Raw genomic sequence first — 21,571 nt, 5'->3', positions numbered from 1 at the left:
GGAGAGACCGCCGCTTTTGCTTTTTGAAACCCCTTATTCGACTGTTTTTAATAGATCCAACACCTCTGCGAGTTTTTCGGGATCGTCCTTGTAGGGAGCCAAATCAAAGATTTCCACCCGCCTGAAATCAATGGGATGGCTTTCACTCTGGAGCGAAATGAATCCCTCGGAAATCAATTGGCCATCTTTTTTTATCTCGGGATTGTGGTTGCTTACGTTGCCTCCGCCCATTTGGGGCTGCTGGTAGGTGAGTACTGTGTCTCCTTCCACAATGTGGTGAATGATGGAATCCCCCAACACCAGAAAATCGGCAGTTACCCACTGTTCGCCATGATAGGTTTTAGAGGAAGAACTGGTACAGTGCGGGGTAAATAGCTCTCCGCTCATGACCACGTTGGTACCCGGGGTGCACAAGTTGCTCGTGGTGCGCGGATTTTCTCCGTCTCCGCCCAGTAATTGCCCTTCGATGGAAATCGGAAAATCCTGATCCCGGGTCATGGTTTCGGGATCCTGACCGTGCAGCATCACGCCGGAGTTTCGCAGCGCCCAGCCTTCTCCCTCGGGAGCTTGCTCGCCCACAAAACGGTATTCCACCCGGTACAGGTAATGGGAAAAAGACTCATCGTAAAAAATATGCCCGTATTGCCTGTCAAAGGATTCGTAGCCATCGTAGCGGACCTTGAGCAAACCGTCCTCTACCCGAAAGGTATTGGCATAGTTTTCATCGAGTTCGTGTTTGGCTATTTTTATTCGCCAGTTTTCCATATCCTTCCCGTTAAAAAGGGAGCGCCAGCCGGAAGTGATATCCAGGCTTTCTTTTTCGGTTTCGGTGCGCGGCGAACAGGCCAGCACCAGGCTACCGGCAAAGAGAAATGCCAGCAATTGGGTTTTGGTACGTGTGGGTGTCATATTGGTATATTAACTGCTTCACAAGCTGGGTTGAACATGTAATTTAAGAATCTTCATTTCATTTATCCGATCTGGAAAATAGCCCGGATCGAGTAGTACGTAAAACGGCTGGTCCGGTCCCTCAAAATTCAGCAGAAACAACAGCTCTTTTGGCAGGGCGAGTGGCTCGGACCAACCGCTTTCCGGGAAATACCATTTCACTACTTGTCCGGGCAGGGTAGCGGCTGGCGGCAGGCTGTCCCGGTACAGGCCCTCAAAGTAACTTACCGCGAAGCCGTTTTCCAGGCCAAACAGCCCCGTAATCTCCCCTTCGGCCAGGATGGAGCCATCGTTGCCCAGGGGAAGGGTTTGGCCCTTTATCCGTGCAAATGACGCGGCCTCTAGCGGTACACTTTCCTCCCAAGCCCCTTCCTCGGCAAGGTTGTATCGGTGGATCAATGGCTCTTTGTTGAAAGCAAGGTACAGGTGATCACCAGCCCGGCTGATTAGCGGAGTGGAGGGTTCAAAATGCAGGTCCTGCTGGTATTGACTTTCGGGGGATAGCCGTAAAAATGGGGCCGTTTCGCCGGTCACCAAATCTAACTTTTCCAGCAAGTGATTGTCCCGGTAGTATCCCTTCGCATAGGGGCTTTTGTTTCCTCTTCCGGGAAAAAACAATAACAGCTCGTCGTTCCATTTCTCCATGATCTGTACGTTCCGTTTCAGGTCCACCACCCCATTTGGGAACGGCATCAGCCGCTTTTCCCGAAGGCGTAGGTTTTGGTCGAGCAGGCCGATTTCTCCTTTGATCGAATGGGCGAATAGCTCCCCGTTGGGTAGTAGTTTTAAGCCATTGACGTAAAACAGGCCGTTATCGCCTTGTGGAGGCAACGAATTGCTGGCCAGCACGGCTCCGGTGCTATCGAAAGCCAGGTAGGTCCCGGAACGGTAGTTGTAAAGCACACCCCGGTTTCCCAAAAAGTCTGCGGCATGAATTTCTCCTTCAAAAGGAATCGACAAGGTATCTAAAACGGCCAATGTATACCGGGATTGCTTCTCAAAATCTCCAGGCCCGCAGGCCACGACTACGAACGCAACCAACCCGTGTAAGATAAAGGAACGAATAGAATTCATGTCGAAAGTTACGTGCATTTTTTAGCCTTTTCAAACATTTCAGGGAAACTAATCGGTGATTTTTACCCGAAATTCTCAACAAATGGTTTATCTTCATGCGTCCTTTTCCGTTTCTTTAGAGACGGGGTGCAGGGATCGTTTGAGACGAACAGATCAAAATAACCAAATAAATAAATGAACGATAAACGCAGACAATTTATCAAGTCCGGGCTCCTCGGAGCTGCCGGTATTTCCATTATCCCATCCTTTGTTTTGGGCAAGCCTCTGGGGTACATTGCACCAAGCGAGAAAGTAAACCTCGCCTGTTGCGGTATCGGTCACCGAGGTGGAAGCATCACCAAATCGCTTTACCAAACAGGACTGGCCAACATTGTGGCCTTGTGCGACGTGGACATGGGAGCGCCCCACACGGAGGAGGTCATGAAAATGTTTCCCAATGTGCCCCGATTCAAGGACTTTCGGGAAATGTTTGACAAAATGGGGAAGGACATCGAAGCGGTCAGCGTAGGTACGCCTGATTTCTCTCACTTTCCCATTACCATGCTGGCCATGTCGCTTGGCAAACACGTGTACGTAGAAAAGCCGATGGCCCGTACCTTTCAGGAAGTGCAGCTAATGATGGACGGTGCCAAAAAATACAAGGTGGCCACCCAAATGGGAAATCAGGGCCATTCGGAAGCCAATTATTTCCAATTTAAGGCCTGGAAAGAGGCAGGAATCATCAAAGATGTCACCAATATGACGGCCCATATGAACGGTCGCAGGAGGTGGCACGGTTGGGACACCAATATCATCTCCTTTCCCGAAAAGCAGCCCATACCGGATACGATGGACTGGGATACCTGGCACACCACTGCTCATGAGCACGCCTATAACGAAGATCTGGTGAACGGACAATGGCGCTGCTGGTACGATTTCGGCATGGGTGCCTTGGGCGATTGGGGCGCGCATATCATGGATACCGCCCACGAATTCCTGGATTTAGGGCTTCCGGAAGAAATCATTCCTACCCGATTGGATGGTCATAATACCTTCTTCTTTCCCATGGAAACCACCCTGGAGTTCAAATTTCCCAAGCGAGGAGATATGCCTGCCATGACCATTACCTGGTATGATGGGCAAAATAACATCCCGCCGGTACCGGAAGGATACGGTGTATCCGAATTGGACCCGAACATCCCTCCTCCGAGTGACGGACAACTGCAGCCGGCCAAGCTCAACCCCGGAAAAATTATTTACGGAAAAGACCTTACCTTTAAGGGCGGATCGCACGGCAGCACGCTTTCCATTATTCCCGAGGAAGCAGCCAAAGACATGGCTTCGAAGCTCCCGGAAGTTATGGAAAGCCCTTCCAACCACTTTGCCAATTTCCTGAAAGCCTGCAAGGGAGAGGAGAAATGCCGGTCTTCTTTCGATATCGCCGGACCCTTGAGTCAGGTATTTACCCTGGGTGTTCTTTCACAGCGACTCAAGGCCCATTTGACGTTTGACCGGGAGTCCAAACAAATCACCAATCACGCACTGGCCAATCAGTTGCTGGCAGGCGTTCCGCCACGAAAAGGCTGGGAGGAATATTACAAGCTATAAATTGGCTTGTTGATGAATCGTTTTCAGCAATTTCTGCTGGTTACGCTAGGCTGCTGGGGAGGGGTTTGCTGCAAGCCCTCCCCCCAGCTTCCATTGGAGGTTTCTATGGAAACCATGCAGGAGGTGTACGAACGGATCAAAACCCCTTATAAATACGGCGTGGTATTTCAGCACAGCGATACCACCAAACTGGTAGACAGTCCCACCGTCTTCCGATACGACGATCAGTGGTACATGAGCTACATCGTCTTTGACGGAACGGGCTACGAGACCTGGCTGGCCAAAAGCAGTAATTTATTGGATTGGGAAGAGCTGGGTAAGCTGCTTTCCTTTACGAAGGATACCTGGGATGCCAATCAAAAAGCCGGATACCTGGCGCTCGTCGACACCGAATGGGGTGCCGGAAACGAAGTGCATCGCCATGCAGGTACCTACTGGATGTCGTATCTCGGTGGAGCCACCGCGGGGTATGAAGCCGGTACGCTGGGTGTGGGTATGGCCAAATCGGAAAATCTGGTCCTTGCCGAAGAATGGGAGCGGATCACTAGTCCGGTACTGTTGCCTGGCGACTCCCCCGCGCGCTGGTTCGAAAACGATAAAATCTACAAATCCCACGTCATCCGCGATGAAGATCAATTGACCGGGTACCGGTTTGTCATGTATTACAATGCCAAAGGGGACACCGCCGCCTATGAAAGTATCGGCATGGCGGGGTCGGAGGACATGGTAAACTGGACTCGGATCGGCGAAGAACCAGTTATCACCCGTGGAGAGGGTATTTGCGGAGATGCGCAGGTAGTAAAGATAGATGACCTATATGTGATGTTTTACTTTGGCGCTTTCTGGAAACCCGGGGCTTTTGAGCGCTTTGCCTGCTCCTACGATCTGCTGCATTGGACGGATTGGGAAGGGGAAGACCTGGTGGCGCCCTCCGAGCCCTACGATGCCGTGTACGCCCACAAACCCTGGGTGATTCGTTGGGAGGGTATTACCTATCATTTTTACAATGCAGTCGGAGACCGGGGCCGGGTGATTGCACTGGCCACTTCCGTTCCTTTAAATTGAGAACCCATGAAAAATTGCTTGAATTTTAGCTTTTTCCTGTACCTGATCCTTTTCTGGGGAACAGATGTCCTTGCTCAGGGTCTGGATGCGAGGGAGAATCCCCCCAATATTGTCATCATCTTTGCGGATGATATGGGGTACGGGGATATCAAGGCCCTGAATCCCTTGTCCAAAATTGAAACACCTGCCTTGGATGCACTGGCTGCGGAAGGCATTACTTTTTCCAATGCCCATGCCAGTGCCTCCGTATGTACGCCCTCCCGTTTCGGCCTGCTTACCGGGGAATACGCCTTCCGAACGCCCGCAGCAGCCCGGGGAATCGGAGGATTTACTCCCCCGGTAATGGACACAGACCGAATGACCATGGCTACACTTCTTCAAAATGCCGGGTACCGCACCGCTATCGTCGGGAAGTGGCACCTGGGTTTGGAATGGGTCACTAAGGACGGCAAGGCTGCGGTATTGGATGTGGAAAGTGGCCATTCCAATGTGGATTACAGCCAGCCGGTTCGGACCGGACCCAACGACTTTGGTTTCGATTATTCGTTTATTCACCCGGCATCTTTGGATATCCCTCCCTACGTTTTTTTGGAAAATCACCGGACGGTGGATCCGGAAGTGATTTTAACGACAGACGTGTACCCCAGACGCAAGGAAAATACGGAATTTTCCTGGGATAAGAAACACAGCAACGATCAGGCCGTGTATTGGGAAAAAGGCGTATGGTGGCGGCAGGGAGAGATGGCCCCTTCCTTTCGGGTGGAAGATTGCCTGGATGAAATTACCAGTCAGGGCCTGGCCTTTATCGAACGTCAATCGGCGGACACCCCGTTTTTTTTGTATGTACCACTGACCGGGCCCCATACCCCCTGGCTTCCCTCGGAGGAGCATACAGGTAAATCGGGAGCTGGCCTGTACGGAGATTTTGTCATGGATATCGATCAGGTGGTAGCCCGCATAAAGCAGCAGCTCCACGCGCAGGGCTTGCTGGAAAACACCATTCTGATTTTTTCAAGTGACAATGGGGCCTATTGGCCGGAAGAAGAGATTTTGTTGCATGGTCACGATTCGAATAGGGGTGTACGGGGACAGAAGGGCGATGCTTGGGATGGTGGCCACCGGGTTCCGCTGCTGCTATCCTGGCCGAAGGGCATACGGAAAAAAGCAACTTACCCCGGGCTAGTCAGTCTGACCGATCTTTTCGCCACGGTGGCCGGCTTGCTGGATCAAAAGATACCGGCAGGAGCGGCCCTGGACAGCTACAGTTTTTTACCGGTAGTGCAGGGAGACAAGGAATACCTGGCTCGTACTGAGATGGTCCATCATTCCTCTTCCGGTGTGTTTGCTATCCGGACGTCGGAATGGAAATACATAGATGGGCTGGGTTCGGGGGGCTTTAGCGCTCCAACCCGGCTTAAGCCCGCGAAAGGCGGGCCCAAGGGGCAGTTGTACCGAATCCGGGAAGATCCCTATGAAAGAGACAACCTATATGCGAATTATCCACAGGTGGTAGAAGAGCTTAAAGCCCAGCTGGAGGGGATCGTCGATCGGTGAGCCGCCGGGACTCAGATAGGGTTCGCCTAGAGACAACCCCAAACGTAAGAAGTACCTGGAATACAATGAGTAGGCGCTTCGCATAGTGTTCAGCCCGGGATCATTCAGTGAACCGAAATGGTAAATCTACCGAGCTGAGCGTACCGAATATTCCGAACCCACCGCTTACATTTGACAAAATGGTCACTGGCTCCTGAAAAATCTGGTTGGCGTTGCTGTTATCATAAATAGATCTGGCATAATCCATCATGGATTTTGAGATTTTGGACACCCGGACGGTCTGCGCGTATTCTATTTTTACAGTTTCGTTTGGGAAAGATACCTCGTAATCCTCAAAGTAATCCGTTGTCAGTTGTAATGTGATATCCGGGCTGTCGGCAAACGCTTCGTTACTGAAGTAAAGCGCTTTCCTATTACCCGTGTCGCCGTAGCAGTTATCCAGGCAAGTATAATCCTTCAGGAGCGGATTAGCGGAGGCCAGTCTGTACCAATTGATGGTTTCCTCACGCTGAATTTCTTCGTTTGAATAATGTATGGCCCGGATATCCAGACTGATTTTGTAGTATGCTGTCTGACCTGGAGTATTCTCGAGCGTGAGGGTATGCTCAACTGAAGGATTCGGACTGTTGGTTAAGGGGCTGTTTTTAGTATAACGGTGATCGTTGACTTTGGGCTTGGCTGGTAATACCTCAACATTGGTGGTTACCTCTGGCAGTCCTTCAGCCTTCACCGAAATACTGTAAATGCGATTTTCCGTGGGAATTTGGTCCAACACATATACCCCCGCTCCCTCATGGGTCATGGTTCCCAGCAGCGCGTCGTTCTCAAACACGTTTACTTCGGCATCGGCAATGTGGTAACGTGCGCGGTCGTAATCTACCTGAGCAGGAACGGGAATGGATCGTACCAGGTCCACGGTCATCGGCTTTTCTTTTTCAAAATAGGCATGCAATACTACCTTGGGTTCCTCCCGGATGATAGCAATACTGATGTCGTCCTCGCAGGATAACAGTATTGAGCTGCACAATAAGAGATATAGCATTTTTTTCATATCAGAAACTTCTTCTATAAGAAATACTTGGGATCAACTGAAAGAGGCTGTACTGGACAAATCCTGCATTCTCCCCACTTAGATACTCCAGAAAAACCGGATTTCTTCGGGCATAACTATTGTAGATTCCGAAAATCCAGCGACGCTCCCCATTTTTCTTTTCTCTGATGAGGGAAGCGCTAAGGTCCAAGCGATGATAAGCCGGCATCCGATACGCGCCTCTTTTACTAAATGCCACAATGAGCTGATTATCTGGATTGAGGTATTGTACTTCCGGTAAGGTCACCGCCTGTCCCGTTCCAAGTACCCACACCCCTGAGTAGACAATTTTTTTACTTTTATTGAAGTTTACCGCCAGACTTAAATCGTGTCGACGATCAAAGCGGTAAAAATATTCCTTTCCCAGGTTAAGGTCTGGAGATTTTCTGAAAGCCCATGCAAGGGTATAACCCAGGAATCCGTCCAATTTTCCGGCTTTCTTCTGAGCGAGAAATTCTACGCCATAACTCTGGCCTTCCACGGCAGTTACTGTTTCCTGCCAGTCGGTATTGATATCGGCGTAGTTGATTCCTTCCTTGTATTCCAGCAGGTTATCCATTTCCTTATAGTAGCCTTCGAGAGAGAACTCCACATTAGGATTGGGGGTATAAGCCAAACCTCCGGTTACCTGATACGCATCCTGGGGAGGTATATTTTCGGTAGTCGGCACCCATAGATCGGAAGGCAGTCCGACGGTAGTCGTTGTTAACAGGTGCAAAAACTGGGTCATTTTTGCATAGGCCATCTTGGTAGATAGCTTGGGGCCTAGCCGGTAATTCATAGAAACCCTTGGTTGTAGCGAACTGTAGGTTTTTTCTGGTAGGGAAAACGAAGAAAAATGCAGCCCCATGTTGATGTCGAATCTGTTGCCCAGCTTGACAGCATCCTCAAAATAGCTGGCAGTTTCCAAGGCAGTAATGGGTTCGGTAAACAAGCTGATTGCGGAGTTGAAATTAGCGGTGGACAGCGCTTTGGGCGTAAACGTATGATAGGTAAGCATGCTGCCAAACTTGATGGATTGGTTTGGAAGCGGGAAATAATCGAAATCGGCTTTAAAGGCCACATCTTCAATGCCCGAGTTGAGTGAATTGCTATAAATTTCCGGTTCAGGGGTATTTCCTGCTACGCCTTCAAACGTGCGCACATAGGCATTGCTAATGTCATAATAAAACCGGCTGTAGGTGATGCCCATATTGCCAAAAAGCTTTGAATTATAGGTGTGATTCCACCGGAAGGCGGAGATGAAATTGCCCCATTTGAGTGCATTTCTTTCCTCATTACTGACTACCTGACTACTGTTTTCAGCGATAGCGTCATTCATCAGGCTTAGTTTGTCGTTACCCAGATACGTACTGAAATAAATTTTATCCCGATCTGACAGCGAATGGTTTATCTTGGTGTACAAGTCATAGAAATGGTAGCCGATATCTTGGTTCAGGGACCTCAAAATGGGCCTGGCAAGCACATCCCAGTACGTACGGCGGCCCGAAACCATAAAGGAAGTTTGTTCATTTATGGGTCCTTCCAGCGTGATTGCGGAGGCGAGCAGCCCTACCGTGGCATCTCCCCGAAACTCCTGTCGATTTCCTTCTTTCATTTGAATGTCCAGTACCGAAGATAACCTACCGCCGTAGCGGGCCGGAAACCCGCCCTTGTAAAGATCCACATTGTTGAGGGCATCGTTGTTAAACGTGGACAGAAAGCCAAATAGGTGCTGCGTGTTGTACAGGGGAACGCCATCCAGAAGAATTAGATTCTGGTCAGGCCCGCCGCCTCGCACGTAAAAGTTGCTAAAGCCCTCCAAGCCACCACTAATGCCCGGTAGCAGTTGAATGCTCTTCATCAGGTCCGTTTCTCCCAGTAAAACAGGTAAGTTGCTCATCTGCCGTATCGGTATTTTCAGGCCGCTGATTTGTGAGGTCTCAACGAGCGACTGCCCGCCGTGTACAAGTACTTCTTCCAGGTTACTGGTGTTTTGGACCAGCGCCACATTAAGTTTTACATCCTCGCGTAGCTCCAGGCTGTGCTTTAACCGCTCATATCCCAAATAGCCTACCCCGATGGTATGGGTACCTGCCGGCAGGCTGGCAGAAAAGAAGCCGTACGCATTGGTCACGACACCTGAATTGAGTTCCGGAAAGAAAATGTGCGCACCAATAAGCGATTCGCCGGAAGCGCTGTCTGTCACATAGCCGCTAATGCTAAACCTTTCTTTGGATGCCTGTTTTACCCTTTTTTTCTTTTTGACTAGGACTTTCTTGTCGCTGATCTGGTGTTCGTGGGTTTGGGAAGGAAACATAAGGTTGAGAAGTCGTGTGAGTTCATATCTTTCTTCAGGGGTGCTGACGATCTGCTCTTCGTCTACATCAGAAGACGGATAGATAAACGAATGCTGCGTCTGCTCGTTGATGATCTTCAGAAGATTACGGATCCGGTATTCCTGCTGAGGTAGGCTTATGCCGAAGTGATCCTGTGCTTTTATATCGAATGCCGATAGGAAAAAAAGCAACATATATACATTTTTCATATCATTTACTTACTTTTTTGAACTTGCGAAGGGAAGCATGATGGTATCGCTGAAATCCGCCGGCCTTATTCATTACAGTCAATTTTTTCAATAATGACCAGCTGCGCGTTTATGCTGTAGTTGATTCCCAGGATGAAATCCAGGTGTTGCATCGTTTCTTCCAGTGTTCCGGCATCCAGATTTCCGCTTATCTCGCAGCCGGGCCAGGCGCCATCGTAGAAGAATTCTACCAGATAGGTTTCACTCAGAACACTGAATACCTCCTCTAGTGGGCTATTTTGGAAGTTCAGGGACTTTGGATTCTCCCGAAAGTTTTCTTTCTCTAGCTTACTTCCCGTTAAAATTACCTCTTCACCGGGTTGTAGTGTTACAGAGTCACGGGTAGTGGTAAATAAAACTTTTCCTTCGTAAAGCCTCAGACGGGTAGACGTTTCATTTTTATCGGTATTGAGCGTGAAGGCGGTTCCCAGTACAATGGTTTGACTGTTGAACGTATTGACGATGAAGTGCTCAGCGGCATTTTTTTTCTGAATCTGAAAGTAGGCTTTTCCAGCAAAAGATACGTTCCGATCCGAGGACTGAAAGCTTTCGGGCCTATAGCTTATCCAGGAGTCGGGCTGTAGGTAAACGAGGCTGCCATCGGGAAGATAATGGGATTCAGCCTGCTCTTGGGCGGCAATTGTGACCGTTTGCTGTCCAATCCAAAAATCGTATCCCAGCCAGGCAAAGCTCAGTGCAAATACCAGTACCGCTGCTACTTTCCACCAGGTGTTGTGGACTGACCTGCCCTCACCCCACTTGGATTGTGTTTTAAACGTTTTCCAGTTTTTGTCAAGATCAATCGCCCGGTAAATTTTGAAATCCATGGACTTTTCCCATATTTTCTGTGTCTGCTCCGCATACTGTCGATTTACCTCGCTACTGTTCAGCCAATCTCCCAGCGTATGTAGTTCTTCCTCAGTCGCGGTACCGCTGAGTTTTCTGATGATGAGCGTATCGATATTTTTACTTGTTTTCATAATTTGTCGTGATTTAACGGTATTGGCTCGGTCTGTCTCCTACGGGTTCAATTCGAAGAAAAGAAGTAGGAATGCCAGGATTGTGTACACCCTTTCCCGTAGTAGCTTCAGAGCTTTGCTAATTTGGGTTTCTACGGTTCTGATAGAGATATTCAGCTGAATGGAGATATCCTTGTTACTGAGTCCATCATTTCGGCTCATGGTGAAAACGTTTCTGCAGCCCTGGGGCAGCGCATCTATGGCCACCTGTATTTTTCGCTCAAATTCCGCTTCTTCCATCAGATCGCGGAATTCTTCTTGCACCATTTCATCGGTATGTATACCCGATATTTTTCTGGATTCACGCTTTAAGACATCCATGGTCTGATTATACACCGCTCTGTATAAGTAGGATTTTAGAGAACTATGTATCTTCAGGTGGTTTCGGCTGTCGTAGAGGGACAGAAAAACGTTCTGTACCACATCCTCCGCCAACTCCAGATCGCGGGTGTATTTGTGCGAAAAGACCGCCAGGGGCTTAAAAAATTGCAGGTACATTAGTTTAAACTTTTTATCGTAGTCATTCATTGCAAAGTAGCCTGAGAATAAGTTGATACTAATGAATTTCCGGAATTTAAATCAAAAGTGCTTGATCCTGCGCGTTTATCGATGATTTATTCTTTTTATGGCAAAAGCCAGAGACAGGCTAAAAGCTGCATTATGTAGAACAGGATTGGCATTATCCAGCGCATTTGAAATCAGGTTGCTCAGTCCTTTACTGTATTGAAAGCTGAGCGTACCGGTATCGGATAGCCGATAGGCGATGCCTGCCATGAAGCCAAAATCGCTTCTCCGGAACCCTATGGGAATCAGTGGATCATCCTCAGCTGCCGGTGTATCGCCGAAAGTCAGTGATTGCTCATTGACAAATTTTCGAGGTTCCCCCAATTCCAGGTACTCAAAGATTGTGGTACTCCTGCCGCTGATCGTGTAGGCAGCGTATGCCCCAAGTTGTATTTGGAATTTGTTGACGTTGTAATAAGCCATCAGTGGCAGTTCCATGTAATTGAGGGCAAACGTTGCCTCACCCTTTCCAACACCATCTCTCAGCTGCTCAAAATCCAGTTGGAATCCTTTCCCTGAATAAAGTAGGCCGGTATGCAGGCCAAACTGATCGTGGAATCCCTGGTCCAGTGTCAGGCCGATTCTGGGCGAAACCTGCGCACGCGCACTTCCACCGATGTAGGATGAGGAAAATGAAGAATTGCCAGAGGAATAGTTTAGGCCTCCCATTATACTGACCGTCGTCTGGGACGTGGCAGCATGTACAGAGAAAAAAGAGAAGAACAGAATAATGAGATTTTTCATAGTAGTATGATTTTTCTCTATGTCCGTTAAGCTGGATAAAACACGTACGCGAAATGAAAAAAAATACCAATTTGAGGACGATCGGTCCTTCCGAAGAAATTTATCGGCTTTGGATGTTACGTGAACAAGGTTTCATCAGGTACCCGGGCAGCGGGCAGTTTAACTCGTTCTCTACGGTACGGGTAGATCCTCCATTACCTGCCTGCTGGAAGCTTTGACAAACTGATGAAGATAAGAATATTTTCCCTAATTGGTAGGGTGGCGAATCCGCCGAGCCAACGCTCACCAAACTCAACGCAGGCACCTAGCTGACTCAACACGCAAAGGACCAGATGGTGATAGTGAGCTGGCCGGAGGTCTGCGACGCTCCGGATCCGGCAACCCCATTGCTTTGCTGAATCTGGCCAATATACTAGCCGGTGACCTGCAGCGAAAAGATGCTCTTGAAGCCTATCTCATCTATGCACTATATGATGCCGATAGCAACAGATATGAAGTTGAGGACTGAGCGTTAAGAATTAGTCTTTTAGGACTAATTTTAAAAAAACAGGGTTTTCCAGCAAGCCGCACCGCCCTCTGGGTCTTCGCTACGCTCCGAGCCTGCCAGCGCTTATGCGCTCCTTCCGCTTACTCCCTGATTTGCTCAAATACAAAAACCCCCTTCTTGTTGCCGACTACGATATCCACCAACCCGTTGCCGGTAAAATCCTCCGTAACCACATGGACCCCCACACCGGAATCGGTATCGATCACATGCTGGATCCATTGGGGGTCTGACCCCGAAACAAACTCGTACCAGGACAGATACGGCGTGTCGTATTCGCCGGGGTCGTTGCCCATATGGGCGAAATAGCGTTTGCCGGTAACCAGATCCGGATGTCCGTCTCCATTGATGTCCACGAGTTCCAGTCCGTGCGTTTGCGTAAAAGAGTCATCAATAAGGTGGGTTTCCCATTGCCCGGATTTTCTTTGCTCGTGCCACCAGACTCCCAATTGATGGGCAGAGGAAGAAACCACATCCGCAAGACCGTCCCCATTGAAATCGTACACGTACATCTGTGCGGCCGGTTCACCCAGGTCGGCGGGATGAAATTTCCAGGGCCCCTGGCGAGGGTCTTCCGGGCCTTCCCACCAGCCCTCGGTGATGATCAGGTCCATTTTTCCATCCCCGTTGATATCTCCCATGCCCATACCGTGGGCAAATCGCGCCGTGCCCGGACTCTCTTTTTCACTGATTGGGTATTTTTCCCAGGCCAGATCATCCGGATCCCCGGGGGCTTTGAACCAGACCATTTCGCCCGTCTCGGGAATACTGCCGACAATATCCTTGATGCCGTCCTTATCCATGTCAAAAAAGCCCGCCGACTCGTTGCCGAGCGATCCGGAAATCCGATGTGTCTTCCATTGTCCGGCTTGGTTTTTTGGGTTTTCAAACCACTGAACCTCCTTCCCCGGAAAGCCTATCCGCACAAAATCTACCCAGCCGTCCTGATTCACATCCATGCCGTAGCTGATAAAGGCATTGCTGTATCCTTTGTCGTAGTAAAACTCCTGCGGTTCTTCCAGTTCGTGCGGTGTCCAGTCCGGCGCTTCAAACCAATAGGCCCCGGCCATTACGTCCATTAAGCCGTCCCGGTTCACATCACCGATGGCAGCGCCTTCTGCCAGAAAGGTACTGCTGAGCGTATGTTTCTGGAAAGAAATCTTGGACGCGGGAACTCCGGACGTATCCTGACGGGCCATACAGGGTGGAAGCAAAACCGTTCCAACCAGGGTGATTAGTGATGCTGCAATTTTGTTGGGGAGGTGGGCTGGAATAATCATCTTAACGAAGGCTAAGTAGGTAATTCATCAAATCATTGAACTGTTCCTGATTCATTGTGGTGCTGAAGTAATCTGGCATCAGGGTAATGGTAGAGGCGGTTTGTTCGGCAATAGCGCTTTTGGGAACGGAAAACTCCTGTCCAGTCTGGTCTGCCATTACCAGCAGCTGTCCTTCTTCCCGCCGGAAAAGACCGGAGCGGGTTTGCCCATTTTTGAGTTTCAGGGTATAGGTCCGGAAGTTCTCGGAAATATTTCGGTTGGGATCCAGCACTTTGGTGGCCAGAGCGGAAAGGCCCCAATTACCAATGCCGTCTAGTTGAGGGCCAATCATGCCTCCGTCTTCCTCGATTCGGTGGCACATGCTGCAATGCTGTTCGTAAAGGGATCTACCGGTTAGCACCTGTGCTGCGGACTGTTCAAAATTCTCCACACGCTCGGCAATCAACTGTTCACGTTCCTGACTGATGGGAAGAAGGTTTTCGGTGAGGGCCTGGAAGGACTCCTGCTGCGCGCTGCTGGCACCGGAAAGGAAGTTCTCTTCCACGTTTCGGCGCTGTAAAATTCTCGCGGGGGCCATGCCCTCCCGGATAAGCCTGATCAAAAGGTCTTTGCCTTCATCCTCCGCAGCGAGTAACGCAGCAATGGTTTCCTGTAGTTCAATTGGTGCATGCCGCATTCCCTCACCCAATGCATCCAGGCTGCGGCTGGATGAGAAAAGGGCCATGGATTGTGCCATTTTGCGACGAAAGTCGAGGGCGTTTTCCGGATCGGTCATCCAATCCTGTAAAAATGTCAGTTGCGTCTCCGGGTCAATTTCCATCAAGGCTCTGGCAGCTGCTACCCGGATCTCCTCCAGCAGATAGGGCCCGCTTACCAGTTGCCGAAGTTGGGGAATAGTGGACCTAAGCCGCAGCATACCAGATACGCCGGTCGCGTAGTGCAGTTCGTCGATTTGGGCTTCGTTAAGGGAACTGGAGTTCCCAGCCTGTTTTTCCAGCAGCTGTTCACACAAAGACCGGTTCCAGGTGATCAGTTCTTCGGGCCATTCCACATCCTGCTGGGTAAGCCCGGCGTTGATAGCGATGGCTTTCCGATACAGGGGTAATCCTGGCTGTTTTTGCTGGGCCAGCTGGATCAGTCCACGTATTTTGGAAGCAGGTAATGCTTGTGCGGCAGCTGTCAAATAGGGTAAAAAACGATCTTCCGATACGGGGTTGGTTCGCAAGTGCGCCACCAGAAAGGCTGCGGAAACGCGGGAGGTGATGTCCGAAAAAACCAGGGCCACTTCGGCTGCTTCCTCTTCGTTCCAGGATTCACTGGCAACGGTATTGGCGATCTCAGGATGGCTTGCGTGGTGATAAAAGGCATGCTGCAAGGCATATCTCAGGTGGCTGTCGCTTTCCGGGGTTTCCAAAAATGCCTGCATCAGGGGGCGGACCATGCTTCTGTCCTGATGCCGGATGAGATTTTCGGCAGCCACGCGTCGCACGTGGGGGCTGTTGTCCACCAGGGCTTCTTTGGTCCATTCATAGTCGGTTGAGTCAAATTTGGTCTGTTCCCCCAGAATCCGGTGCAGGTGAACCCGAACCAGGGGATCGGGATGCAGGCGTGTTTTCTCCAGGGTCTTCTTCGGTAGGGCCTCCAGGCGTGATAGTGCCCAGAGGGCTTGTACCAGTTGGCGCGAAGGGCTACGCCGGTGGTTGACAATCTTTTGAAGGGCGGCGGTCGCTTCGCTTCCGTACCGATCCACCAGCTCGTCCGTAGCAACCAGCCGGGTTTGGAGCACGGGATTTCCTATGGCTTCTATGAGTCGTGCCATGCTGGCCCGTGACCAGTCGGTAACGGTTTTTTGCTGTCCGCGGTAGGTGATTTTCCAAATGCGCCCGCTGTTTCGGTCCCGATCCGGGTGATCCAGAGGAACCTCGTAATGCCCGATAATGGGGTTATAAAAATCGGCAATATACAAGGCACCATCCGGTCCCACTTTGATATCTACCGGACGGAACCAGGGATCTTGGCTCACCAGAAAATCCGCCTGCCGGGTGGCCTGCGGCGTGGAACCATTAAAACTCATGGTGCTCCTGCTGATCCGGCAGGTGACCACGTCTCCCGAATAAAAACTGTTTTGGTACGCTTCAGGAAACTGGGTATCTGTGTAATATACCAGTCCGGACAGTGCCGTGGAATTCAGCCCGTAATCCATCATGGTAGGGGCAAAGCCCCGGTTGGGTTCCTTTTTCCCCCATTGGGTATAATTCCCCTCCCGGATTAATTGGTAAATGGGCAGGGTATGGCAATCGGCCGAATAATGGTACCCCAACTCGTCCAAATCGGAACCGAAGGGGTTGATCCGTCCGTCGCTGGTTTTTTCGGCACGGCTGCCGTCCATGGCAAATCGAAACGTGTTTCCCGAAACCATGCGGATGGAATCACCATCTTTTCCGGCCACGGTAGAAACATTGCTAAAGCCATGGGAAGCGTGGATCCATCCGTCAAATCCACGAAACAGGTTATTCACCATCCCATGCGTATCGCGGGTCTCAAAAGGCCCCAATAGTATTTCCCGCTTGTCCGCTTTATCGTCTCCGTCGGTATCGTAAAAGCGATAAACGTGCGGAATGCTGAAGCCAATGGCTCCACCCTTCACCGGTTGGACACCGATGGGGATATTCAAGTCCTCGGCAAAATGGGTGATTTTATCGGCCCTGCCGTCCTTGTTGCTGTCTTCCAGAATACTTATTCTATCTCTTCCCTGTCCCTCACCGGCTTTAATGGGGTATTCCGAGGACTGGCTGACCCACAGCCGCCCTTTTTCGTCAAAGGCCATGTTGATGGGTTTGGTGATGTCCGGTTCGGCGGCAAATAGCGTCACCTCAAATCCCGGTGGAAGAATAAAATCGGCCTTCTCTTCCTCTGGCGTCTGGAAGGGGCTGGTTCGCACATGGGCGGAATAAATGGGGTCTGGATCTTCTTCCACGTAGGTGGAAGGTCTGGGTTCCGATAGGTCGGCCGATTGCGTGAATTGCCTGGGCTGCTGGCAACATACGAGTAGCAGGAGAAGTCCAGCGGTAGGAAAGTGGATTTTCATTAATTGATACGGGATATAGGTAGTAAACTATCCCTTAACATACACTTTATTCTCCAAAGATACAACCAGGCGGTATTTCCTTTACAGGGAAGGAGCTACAGGTAGCGCTACAGGTACGCCTAGCTCCGGTCTTTGATTGTTTTTAAGAGTCCCAGGCCCGAACTGAAGAAAACGAACCCCAATACGAATACCACCAGAAGTGTTTTCCAATCGGCTTCCCCAGGCCCCAAAAATGCGTAGGCTCCGTAAATAAGAGCACCCAACCCGATCAAGGTGAGAATGGGTCCAAAAATGCGTTTAAAGTTCATACCGTTTTTTACCGGTAAGGAAACAAAAACACTGCCAGACTGAAAAACAAGTTCTGGATTTCCGATTTTGTTTATCCTCGTCGCCGGGGATTAGAAATCGGTATCCGATTCTTCCAGCTTGAGCCGTTGGACCCAGATATTGCGGAACAGCACTTCGTGTCCTTCGGCTTGCAGTTTGATGCCTCCTGGGCGATTGGTGATGCCTTTTCCACCATCCCTGCCTCCGTCCAGGCCGGAGTTTGCGCCGCCCCATACCTGCTGAATGGCCACATTTTCGTGGATTTTTTCCCCGTTAAAATAAATGGTGGTCATTGCTTTTTCCGACAGTTTGCCGTTCTCATCGAAACGGGCACTTCGGAATTGGATGTCGTAGGCATTCCATTTGCCTACCCCCCGGTAAACGCTATAGGGAGCCGCTTTCTCGTTGATCACTGCCGCCATGCCATGATCGGTGCTGTCTCCATCGAGGATCTGTATTTCGTAGCGATTTTGCAGGTACACGCCGCTATTACCCCCCGGTTCTTTGATCAGAAACTCCACATGCAGGCGAAAATCCGTAAATTTTTGCTTCGTGACAATGTCGGCCGCACCGTATTTCCCACCGGCGCCGTCGGGATCGTTGGAACTGACTGCGGTTCCTTTGTCGACCGGATCCGGTACAATTTCCCATTTGATGGGCAGTTTGGCAGTAAGCCGGGGGCCTTCCCAATAGGTCCAGTTTTTATGTAGGGATTTTTTCTTTCCGTTGAACAGCTGTTCCGCGCCCTTAGGAGCGGCGGCGCCCACGTCCAACTGCGCCCTCGCGGGTACTTGAAGCAACAGGAACAGCAGGAAGAAGGCCGATAGGCAGAAAGGAAGTAAACGAGGGAAAGAAAACGTTTTTAGAATCATAAGGAGGTTGTTGACAGGCCTAATGGATTATTGATGAACATCACGCAGGAGGTCGTTGATGGTTTTGACGGGGTTAAAAGTAATCAGCGGTACCTCTACGAAGAGGGAGTTCCAGTGAGCCATGGATCCGTTCCACAGACCGGGAAGTTCCTGGGCTTTTAAATCCCGTCCGCTTTTGGATTTTTGGGTAATGAACCCGGTCTTTGGGTCCCGGTAGGCCATCAGGTCGAAGGGTTTGCCCCTGTAGTCTTTGATGCCACAAACCAGGTCGGTCGGGTTGAAATGCGTCGCTGCCTGAAAGATGGCTTTTTGATCCGGATCATCGAGGTCTAACTGGGCCGTTTCGGCGATCTGCAGGGAAAGCGAGCCATCCAACTCTTTCACCCAAAAGGGGCCGCCTCCGGGCTCACCGGTATTTTCTACCATCCCACAAACCCGAATGGGACGGTTTAGTTTGTTGTGCAGGAAACTGCCCTGTTCGTCTAGTGTAAGCGTTTGAAATGCATCCGGGAGTTTCCCTCCGAGGGTCTGCGTAAATACCTGCCGGGCATTTTCTACGGTGGCCTCGCTGACCGCCTTATCGAGCGCTTTCAGCGCCTGAAAGGCCTCAGACTGTGCCCGAAGGAGCAAGCCGCCAATGGCTTTTTTATAGGTCGTAGTGGTCTCTTTCAGGCGATCCGGTACCACGTTGTCGATGTTTTTGATAAAGACCAGATCTGCATCGATTTCGTTTAGATTCGCCAACAGCGCCCCGTGCCCTGCGGGCCGAAAGAGCAGGTCCCCATTGTCTTCGACAAACGGCTCGTTGTCCAGGTCTACGGCAATGGTGTCGGTGGTCTTTTTTTGCTGAGAAAAATCGACAGAAAACGTAACACCAAACCTTTTCTCCATAGCGGGTCGTACCTCGGCTACTTTTTCTTCAAATTTTTTCTGATGCTCGGGCGATACGGTAAAATGAAGCCGTACCGTTCGGTCCTTTCCTACGCCATACTGTGCGCCTTCGACAAAATGTTCTTCTACCGGCGTGCGGTTTTCGCTGCCGTACGCATGGAATTTTAATAGGCCCTTGGGCAAATTTCCGTATCCAAGGCCCTCGTCTTCCAAAAGGACAGTCAGAATACGTGCATATTCCTTTTGGTTTAGTGCAGTGGGCAAATCGTTGCCGCTTTTTTGAAGTTCCCGGTTCAGGTCTTCATAAAAGGCAAAGGAGTCGATGGACGCGAAAAATTGGCGCACAAAGGCATCGTCTTCCAGGGAGTCGGTTCCTTTTTCGAGAAAGCCGAATAGGTTTTTAAACATGCGGCTGGCGGCACCACTCGCAGGAACAAATTTCACCAGTGCTTGCGATGGGGCAGCGGATTCGTATTCATTCACCGCGGTGGTTAACTGCTCCTCCGTCAAAACCTGGATGCCGTCTCCGATTTTAGCAGCATCTTGAATTTCTAAAAATGGGAAGCCCTGTTTAAAGTTTTGTAGTTGCTCTTCTACCGTTTGTAGGGGCATTCCCAGTGCGCTAATTTGTTGCTTTTGTTCGTTGGATAACATGAATGGATATCGGGTTAATCAGATTTTTTTGACGATCCAATATAGCAATTTCAATTGTGAAAGGCCCTATTTTTTTGGGAATTTAGCCCAATCTTATCTACCTGTGGGAAGGAATTTCTTGCACGTTGCCTATCTACAGAATTCTTTTCCTGGTTTTGGTAAACAATTTTCCGGGGAGGTGTAGTTACCAACCGAAACCTACGCTGCAATGATAAAAAAAAGAGACCTGCCTCAGAAGACTTGCCCGGTTTGTGGAAGGCCGTTTGTCTGGCGGAAGAAATGGGAGAAAAACTGGGAGGAAGTCAGGTATTGTTCCGACCGTTGCCGAAATCAGAAATCAAAATCCCCAGGATAATCCGGCATGTACATCCAGTCGACTGCTATCCGCCAGGAGTCCGGTGATAAGGGATTGGCTGCCAACAAAGAAGCCGCCGAATTGTATACCGAGTCCGCCTGCCAGGCCAGAAACCTGATGGTGCATCCAGGGTGAGTAAATCTCTAGTTTGCCTGCAATAAACCGGGGCGTGATGACTAGCAAATCCGGGGCGCTCAATTGCCGGTTGTGGCTTTCGTCGTCGATGCGTTTTTGTCCGTAGACCGCTACCTGAAAATGGCGTACGGGACTGAATTCTACATAAGCCGCGAGTTGTTGGGGCAGGTGAATACGTGTGGCGGTTTGCTCACGGGAAACTGAAAAGAACCCGCTATTCACCAATTGCTGCTCGATTTCTTCGATGCTTCCTGCCAGGTTGTCGATCCGAAAGGATTCACCTTGACCAATGTCGATCTGGTAATTTCGGGTAATTTGGCTGCTAGCTGTGGTCATTGCGCCCAGGTTTTTCATGGACATGCCCAGATTCAGGAAGCGTCTCCCATTTCGGTTTATAAGGTAATTGGCGCCCAGGTCGACTGCAAAGCCACGGGGAGAAAAACCCGACCAAAGGTCGGTGTCGAAGCCCAGTCCACCATTGCGATTGATATCCCAGCGATCGTCGTACGATAGGTTCAATATACCCCGTGCGTTGGCAAGGCGTATTTGGTCGGGTCCGGTTAGCAGGGTTGCCTGGATTTGGTCCAATCCCAGGTTGGCATAGGTGCCGGGAAAGAGCACTTTGAAATGCCCACCCAGCGATAGAGACTGGGTTTCGGTTTCCCAGATACTGGTGCCCGCCATTAGCCCAAGTTCCAGCCAGCCGACGGCATTGATACGCTGATTGTAGGGTAGGTCCAATTGCGTTTGGTTGGTTCCGCTTGCCGTCGTTTCGTTGACGATGGCGTCGCCCAGCTTGGGGTTAAAATCGATGACATCCACCTTTGCCCGGGCCTGGGAGGTAAATCCCAGGGACCACTTTTTTAACCGAATGCCTACGGATGGACCCATTACCGTAAAGTCTGTTCGCACGTTGACCGGCTCCGATATGCGCGCAAAGATGCTTTCGAATTGGTTAAAGTCGGAGAGCATGTCTTGAAAAGACAAGACATTGTTATCCAGGGTTTCGCCCACTGCAAAAAACGACACTTCCACTTTTTTGTGCAGGTGGTTCAGTTCGGCTGGGTTCATCATGGCATTGATCATGCCTTTCCGCTGGCTGTTTTGGATGCCTAAAAAGCTTTCCTGACCCTGGCAAATTCCTCCCAAGCCAAAAAAGAGAAGGAAAAGGTACAAACCCTGTTTCATCAATCTTCGTAATAAAAGTTAACCGC

17 protein-coding genes are annotated in these 21,571 nt (G+C 50.2%); 4 read left to right on the top strand and 13 right to left on the bottom strand.

All coding sequences use genetic code 11. From position 1 onward, the window contains the following. Window positions 1-33 precede the first annotated feature (33 nt). A complete protein-coding gene (locus tag BMW71_RS18045) occupies window positions 34-909 on the bottom strand; it encodes a 3-keto-disaccharide hydrolase (RefSeq protein ID WP_092177256.1) in 876 nt (291 codons plus the stop codon). 18 nt (window positions 910-927) lie between these two features. Further along, the gene (locus BMW71_RS18040) at window positions 928-2,040 is read right to left on the bottom strand and encodes a hypothetical protein (protein ID WP_143057677.1); all 1,113 of its coding nucleotides are present in this window, start codon (window positions 2,038-2,040) and stop codon (window positions 928-930) included. Window positions 2,041-2,196: 156 nt separating this feature from the next. Here BMW71_RS18040 and BMW71_RS18035 point away from each other — a divergent pair, with 156 nt between their 5' ends. Genes BMW71_RS18035 through BMW71_RS18025 form a run of 3 tightly spaced genes read left to right on the top strand, consistent with a single transcriptional unit; the run spans window position 2,197 to window position 6,228 of the window. Beyond that, window positions 2,197-3,609, top strand: coding sequence for a Gfo/Idh/MocA family protein (locus BMW71_RS18035; RefSeq protein ID WP_092177252.1), 1,413 nt, complete (start codon window positions 2,197-2,199; stop codon window positions 3,607-3,609). Window positions 3,610-3,621: 12 nt separating this feature from the next. Further along, the gene (locus BMW71_RS18030; RefSeq protein WP_244891213.1) at window positions 3,622-4,674 is read left to right on the top strand and encodes a glycoside hydrolase family protein; all 1,053 of its coding nucleotides are present in this window, start codon (window positions 3,622-3,624) and stop codon (window positions 4,672-4,674) included. A gap of 6 nt (window positions 4,675-4,680) precedes the next feature. Further along, window positions 4,681-6,228, top strand: a complete 1,548-nt coding sequence (locus BMW71_RS18025; RefSeq protein ID WP_092177250.1) for a sulfatase family protein — start codon at window positions 4,681-4,683, stop codon at window positions 6,226-6,228. 100 nt (window positions 6,229-6,328) lie between these two features. On the opposite strand, the gene BMW71_RS18020 is transcribed toward BMW71_RS18025, so the two are convergent. The 10 genes from BMW71_RS18020 to BMW71_RS17970 all read right to left on the bottom strand — a co-directional run bounded on the left by BMW71_RS18020 (window position 6,329) and on the right by BMW71_RS17970 (window position 19,867). Beyond that, on the bottom strand, window positions 6,329-7,279 hold the full coding sequence (locus tag BMW71_RS18020; RefSeq protein ID WP_092177248.1) for a DUF4249 domain-containing protein: 951 nt from the start codon (window positions 7,277-7,279) through the stop codon (window positions 6,329-6,331). A 1-nt stretch (window position 7,280) separates the two neighbouring features. Then, window positions 7,281-9,845: a TonB-dependent receptor gene (locus BMW71_RS18015; RefSeq protein WP_092177246.1), complete on the bottom strand. Its 2,565-nt coding sequence runs from the start codon at window positions 9,843-9,845 to the stop codon at window positions 7,281-7,283. A 65-nt stretch (window positions 9,846-9,910) separates the two neighbouring features. After that, entirely contained in the window at window positions 9,911-10,864 is a 954-nt protein-coding gene (locus tag BMW71_RS18010; RefSeq protein WP_092177244.1) for a FecR family protein, read from the bottom strand. Window positions 10,865-10,903: 39 nt separating this feature from the next. Further along, window positions 10,904-11,431, bottom strand: coding sequence for an RNA polymerase sigma-70 factor (locus BMW71_RS18005; protein ID WP_092177242.1), 528 nt, complete (start codon window positions 11,429-11,431; stop codon window positions 10,904-10,906). Window positions 11,432-11,506: 75 nt separating this feature from the next. Then, window positions 11,507-12,211 carry an outer membrane beta-barrel protein gene (locus BMW71_RS18000; RefSeq protein WP_092177240.1) on the bottom strand — a complete coding sequence of 235 codons (705 nt, stop codon included), beginning with the start codon at window positions 12,209-12,211 and terminating at the stop codon, window positions 11,507-11,509. A 627-nt stretch (window positions 12,212-12,838) separates the two neighbouring features. Then, on the bottom strand, window positions 12,839-14,035 hold the full coding sequence (locus BMW71_RS17990; RefSeq protein WP_092177236.1) for an FG-GAP repeat domain-containing protein: 1,197 nt from the start codon (window positions 14,033-14,035) through the stop codon (window positions 12,839-12,841). Between the two features lies 1 nt (window position 14,036). Next, a complete protein-coding gene (locus tag BMW71_RS17985) occupies window positions 14,037-17,123 on the bottom strand; it encodes a PVC-type heme-binding CxxCH protein (protein ID WP_092177234.1) in 3,087 nt (1,028 codons plus the stop codon). Between the two features lie 119 nt (window positions 17,124-17,242). Further along, on the bottom strand, window positions 17,243-17,431 hold the full coding sequence (locus BMW71_RS17980; protein ID WP_092177232.1) for a hypothetical protein: 189 nt from the start codon (window positions 17,429-17,431) through the stop codon (window positions 17,243-17,245). Between the two features lie 90 nt (window positions 17,432-17,521). Then, entirely contained in the window at window positions 17,522-18,322 is an 801-nt protein-coding gene (locus tag BMW71_RS17975; protein ID WP_092177230.1) for a 3-keto-disaccharide hydrolase, read from the bottom strand. A 27-nt stretch (window positions 18,323-18,349) separates the two neighbouring features. After that, window positions 18,350-19,867 (bottom strand): DUF4301 family protein, encoded by a 1,518-nt coding sequence (locus tag BMW71_RS17970; protein ID WP_092177228.1) that lies wholly within the window; start codon window positions 19,865-19,867, stop codon window positions 18,350-18,352. Window positions 19,868-20,075: 208 nt separating this feature from the next. Between BMW71_RS17970 and BMW71_RS17960 the strand changes: the two genes are divergently transcribed. Continuing rightward, complete coding sequence (locus tag BMW71_RS17960; protein WP_174238233.1) at window positions 20,076-20,222, top strand: DUF2256 domain-containing protein; 147 nt, start codon at window positions 20,076-20,078, stop codon at window positions 20,220-20,222. Here BMW71_RS17960 and BMW71_RS17955 read toward each other — a convergent pair. Beyond that, a complete protein-coding gene (locus BMW71_RS17955; RefSeq protein ID WP_092177224.1) occupies window positions 20,205-21,545 on the bottom strand; it encodes a DUF5723 family protein in 1,341 nt (446 codons plus the stop codon). The genes BMW71_RS17960 and BMW71_RS17955 overlap by 18 nt on opposite strands. Between the last annotated feature and the right edge of the window lie 26 nt (window positions 21,546-21,571).

Origin of the sequence: Cyclobacterium xiamenense (assembly GCF_900109255.1) — a bacterium.
Lineage (GTDB): Bacteria > Bacteroidota > Bacteroidia > Cytophagales > Cyclobacteriaceae > Cyclobacterium > Cyclobacterium xiamenense.
Note: the sequence above shows the minus strand (reverse complement) of the source record. Positions and strands in the feature narration are given on the sequence as shown.

Bases quoted from the DNA above. Each gene is read 5' to 3' on its own strand.
- BMW71_RS18045 (WP_092177256.1), bottom strand. From the start codon at position 909: ATGACACCCACACGTACCAAAACCCAATTGCTGGCATTTCTCTTTGCC.
- BMW71_RS18040 (WP_143057677.1), bottom strand. From the start codon at position 2,040: ATGCACGTAACTTTCGACATGAATTCTATTCGTTCCTTTATCTTACAC.
- BMW71_RS18035 (WP_092177252.1), top strand. From the start codon at position 2,197: ATGAACGATAAACGCAGACAATTTATCAAGTCCGGGCTCCTCGGAGCT.
- BMW71_RS18030 (WP_244891213.1), top strand. From the start codon at position 3,622: ATGAATCGTTTTCAGCAATTTCTGCTGGTTACGCTAGGCTGCTGGGGA.
- BMW71_RS18025 (WP_092177250.1), top strand. From the start codon at position 4,681: ATGAAAAATTGCTTGAATTTTAGCTTTTTCCTGTACCTGATCCTTTTC.
- BMW71_RS18020 (WP_092177248.1), bottom strand. From the start codon at position 7,279: ATGAAAAAAATGCTATATCTCTTATTGTGCAGCTCAATACTGTTATCC.
- BMW71_RS18015 (WP_092177246.1), bottom strand. From the start codon at position 9,845: ATGAAAAATGTATATATGTTGCTTTTTTTCCTATCGGCATTCGATATA.
- BMW71_RS18010 (WP_092177244.1), bottom strand. From the start codon at position 10,864: ATGAAAACAAGTAAAAATATCGATACGCTCATCATCAGAAAACTCAGC.
- BMW71_RS18005 (WP_092177242.1), bottom strand. From the start codon at position 11,431: ATGAATGACTACGATAAAAAGTTTAAACTAATGTACCTGCAATTTTTT.
- BMW71_RS18000 (WP_092177240.1), bottom strand. From the start codon at position 12,211: ATGAAAAATCTCATTATTCTGTTCTTCTCTTTTTTCTCTGTACATGCT.
- BMW71_RS17990 (WP_092177236.1), bottom strand. From the start codon at position 14,035: ATGATTATTCCAGCCCACCTCCCCAACAAAATTGCAGCATCACTAATC.
- BMW71_RS17985 (WP_092177234.1), bottom strand. From the start codon at position 17,123: ATGAAAATCCACTTTCCTACCGCTGGACTTCTCCTGCTACTCGTATGT.
- BMW71_RS17980 (WP_092177232.1), bottom strand. From the start codon at position 17,431: ATGAACTTTAAACGCATTTTTGGACCCATTCTCACCTTGATCGGGTTG.
- BMW71_RS17975 (WP_092177230.1), bottom strand. From the start codon at position 18,322: ATGATTCTAAAAACGTTTTCTTTCCCTCGTTTACTTCCTTTCTGCCTA.
- BMW71_RS17970 (WP_092177228.1), bottom strand. From the start codon at position 19,867: ATGTTATCCAACGAACAAAAGCAACAAATTAGCGCACTGGGAATGCCC.
- BMW71_RS17960 (WP_174238233.1), top strand. From the start codon at position 20,076: ATGATAAAAAAAAGAGACCTGCCTCAGAAGACTTGCCCGGTTTGTGGA.
- BMW71_RS17955 (WP_092177224.1), bottom strand. From the start codon at position 21,545: ATGAAACAGGGTTTGTACCTTTTCCTTCTCTTTTTTGGCTTGGGAGGA.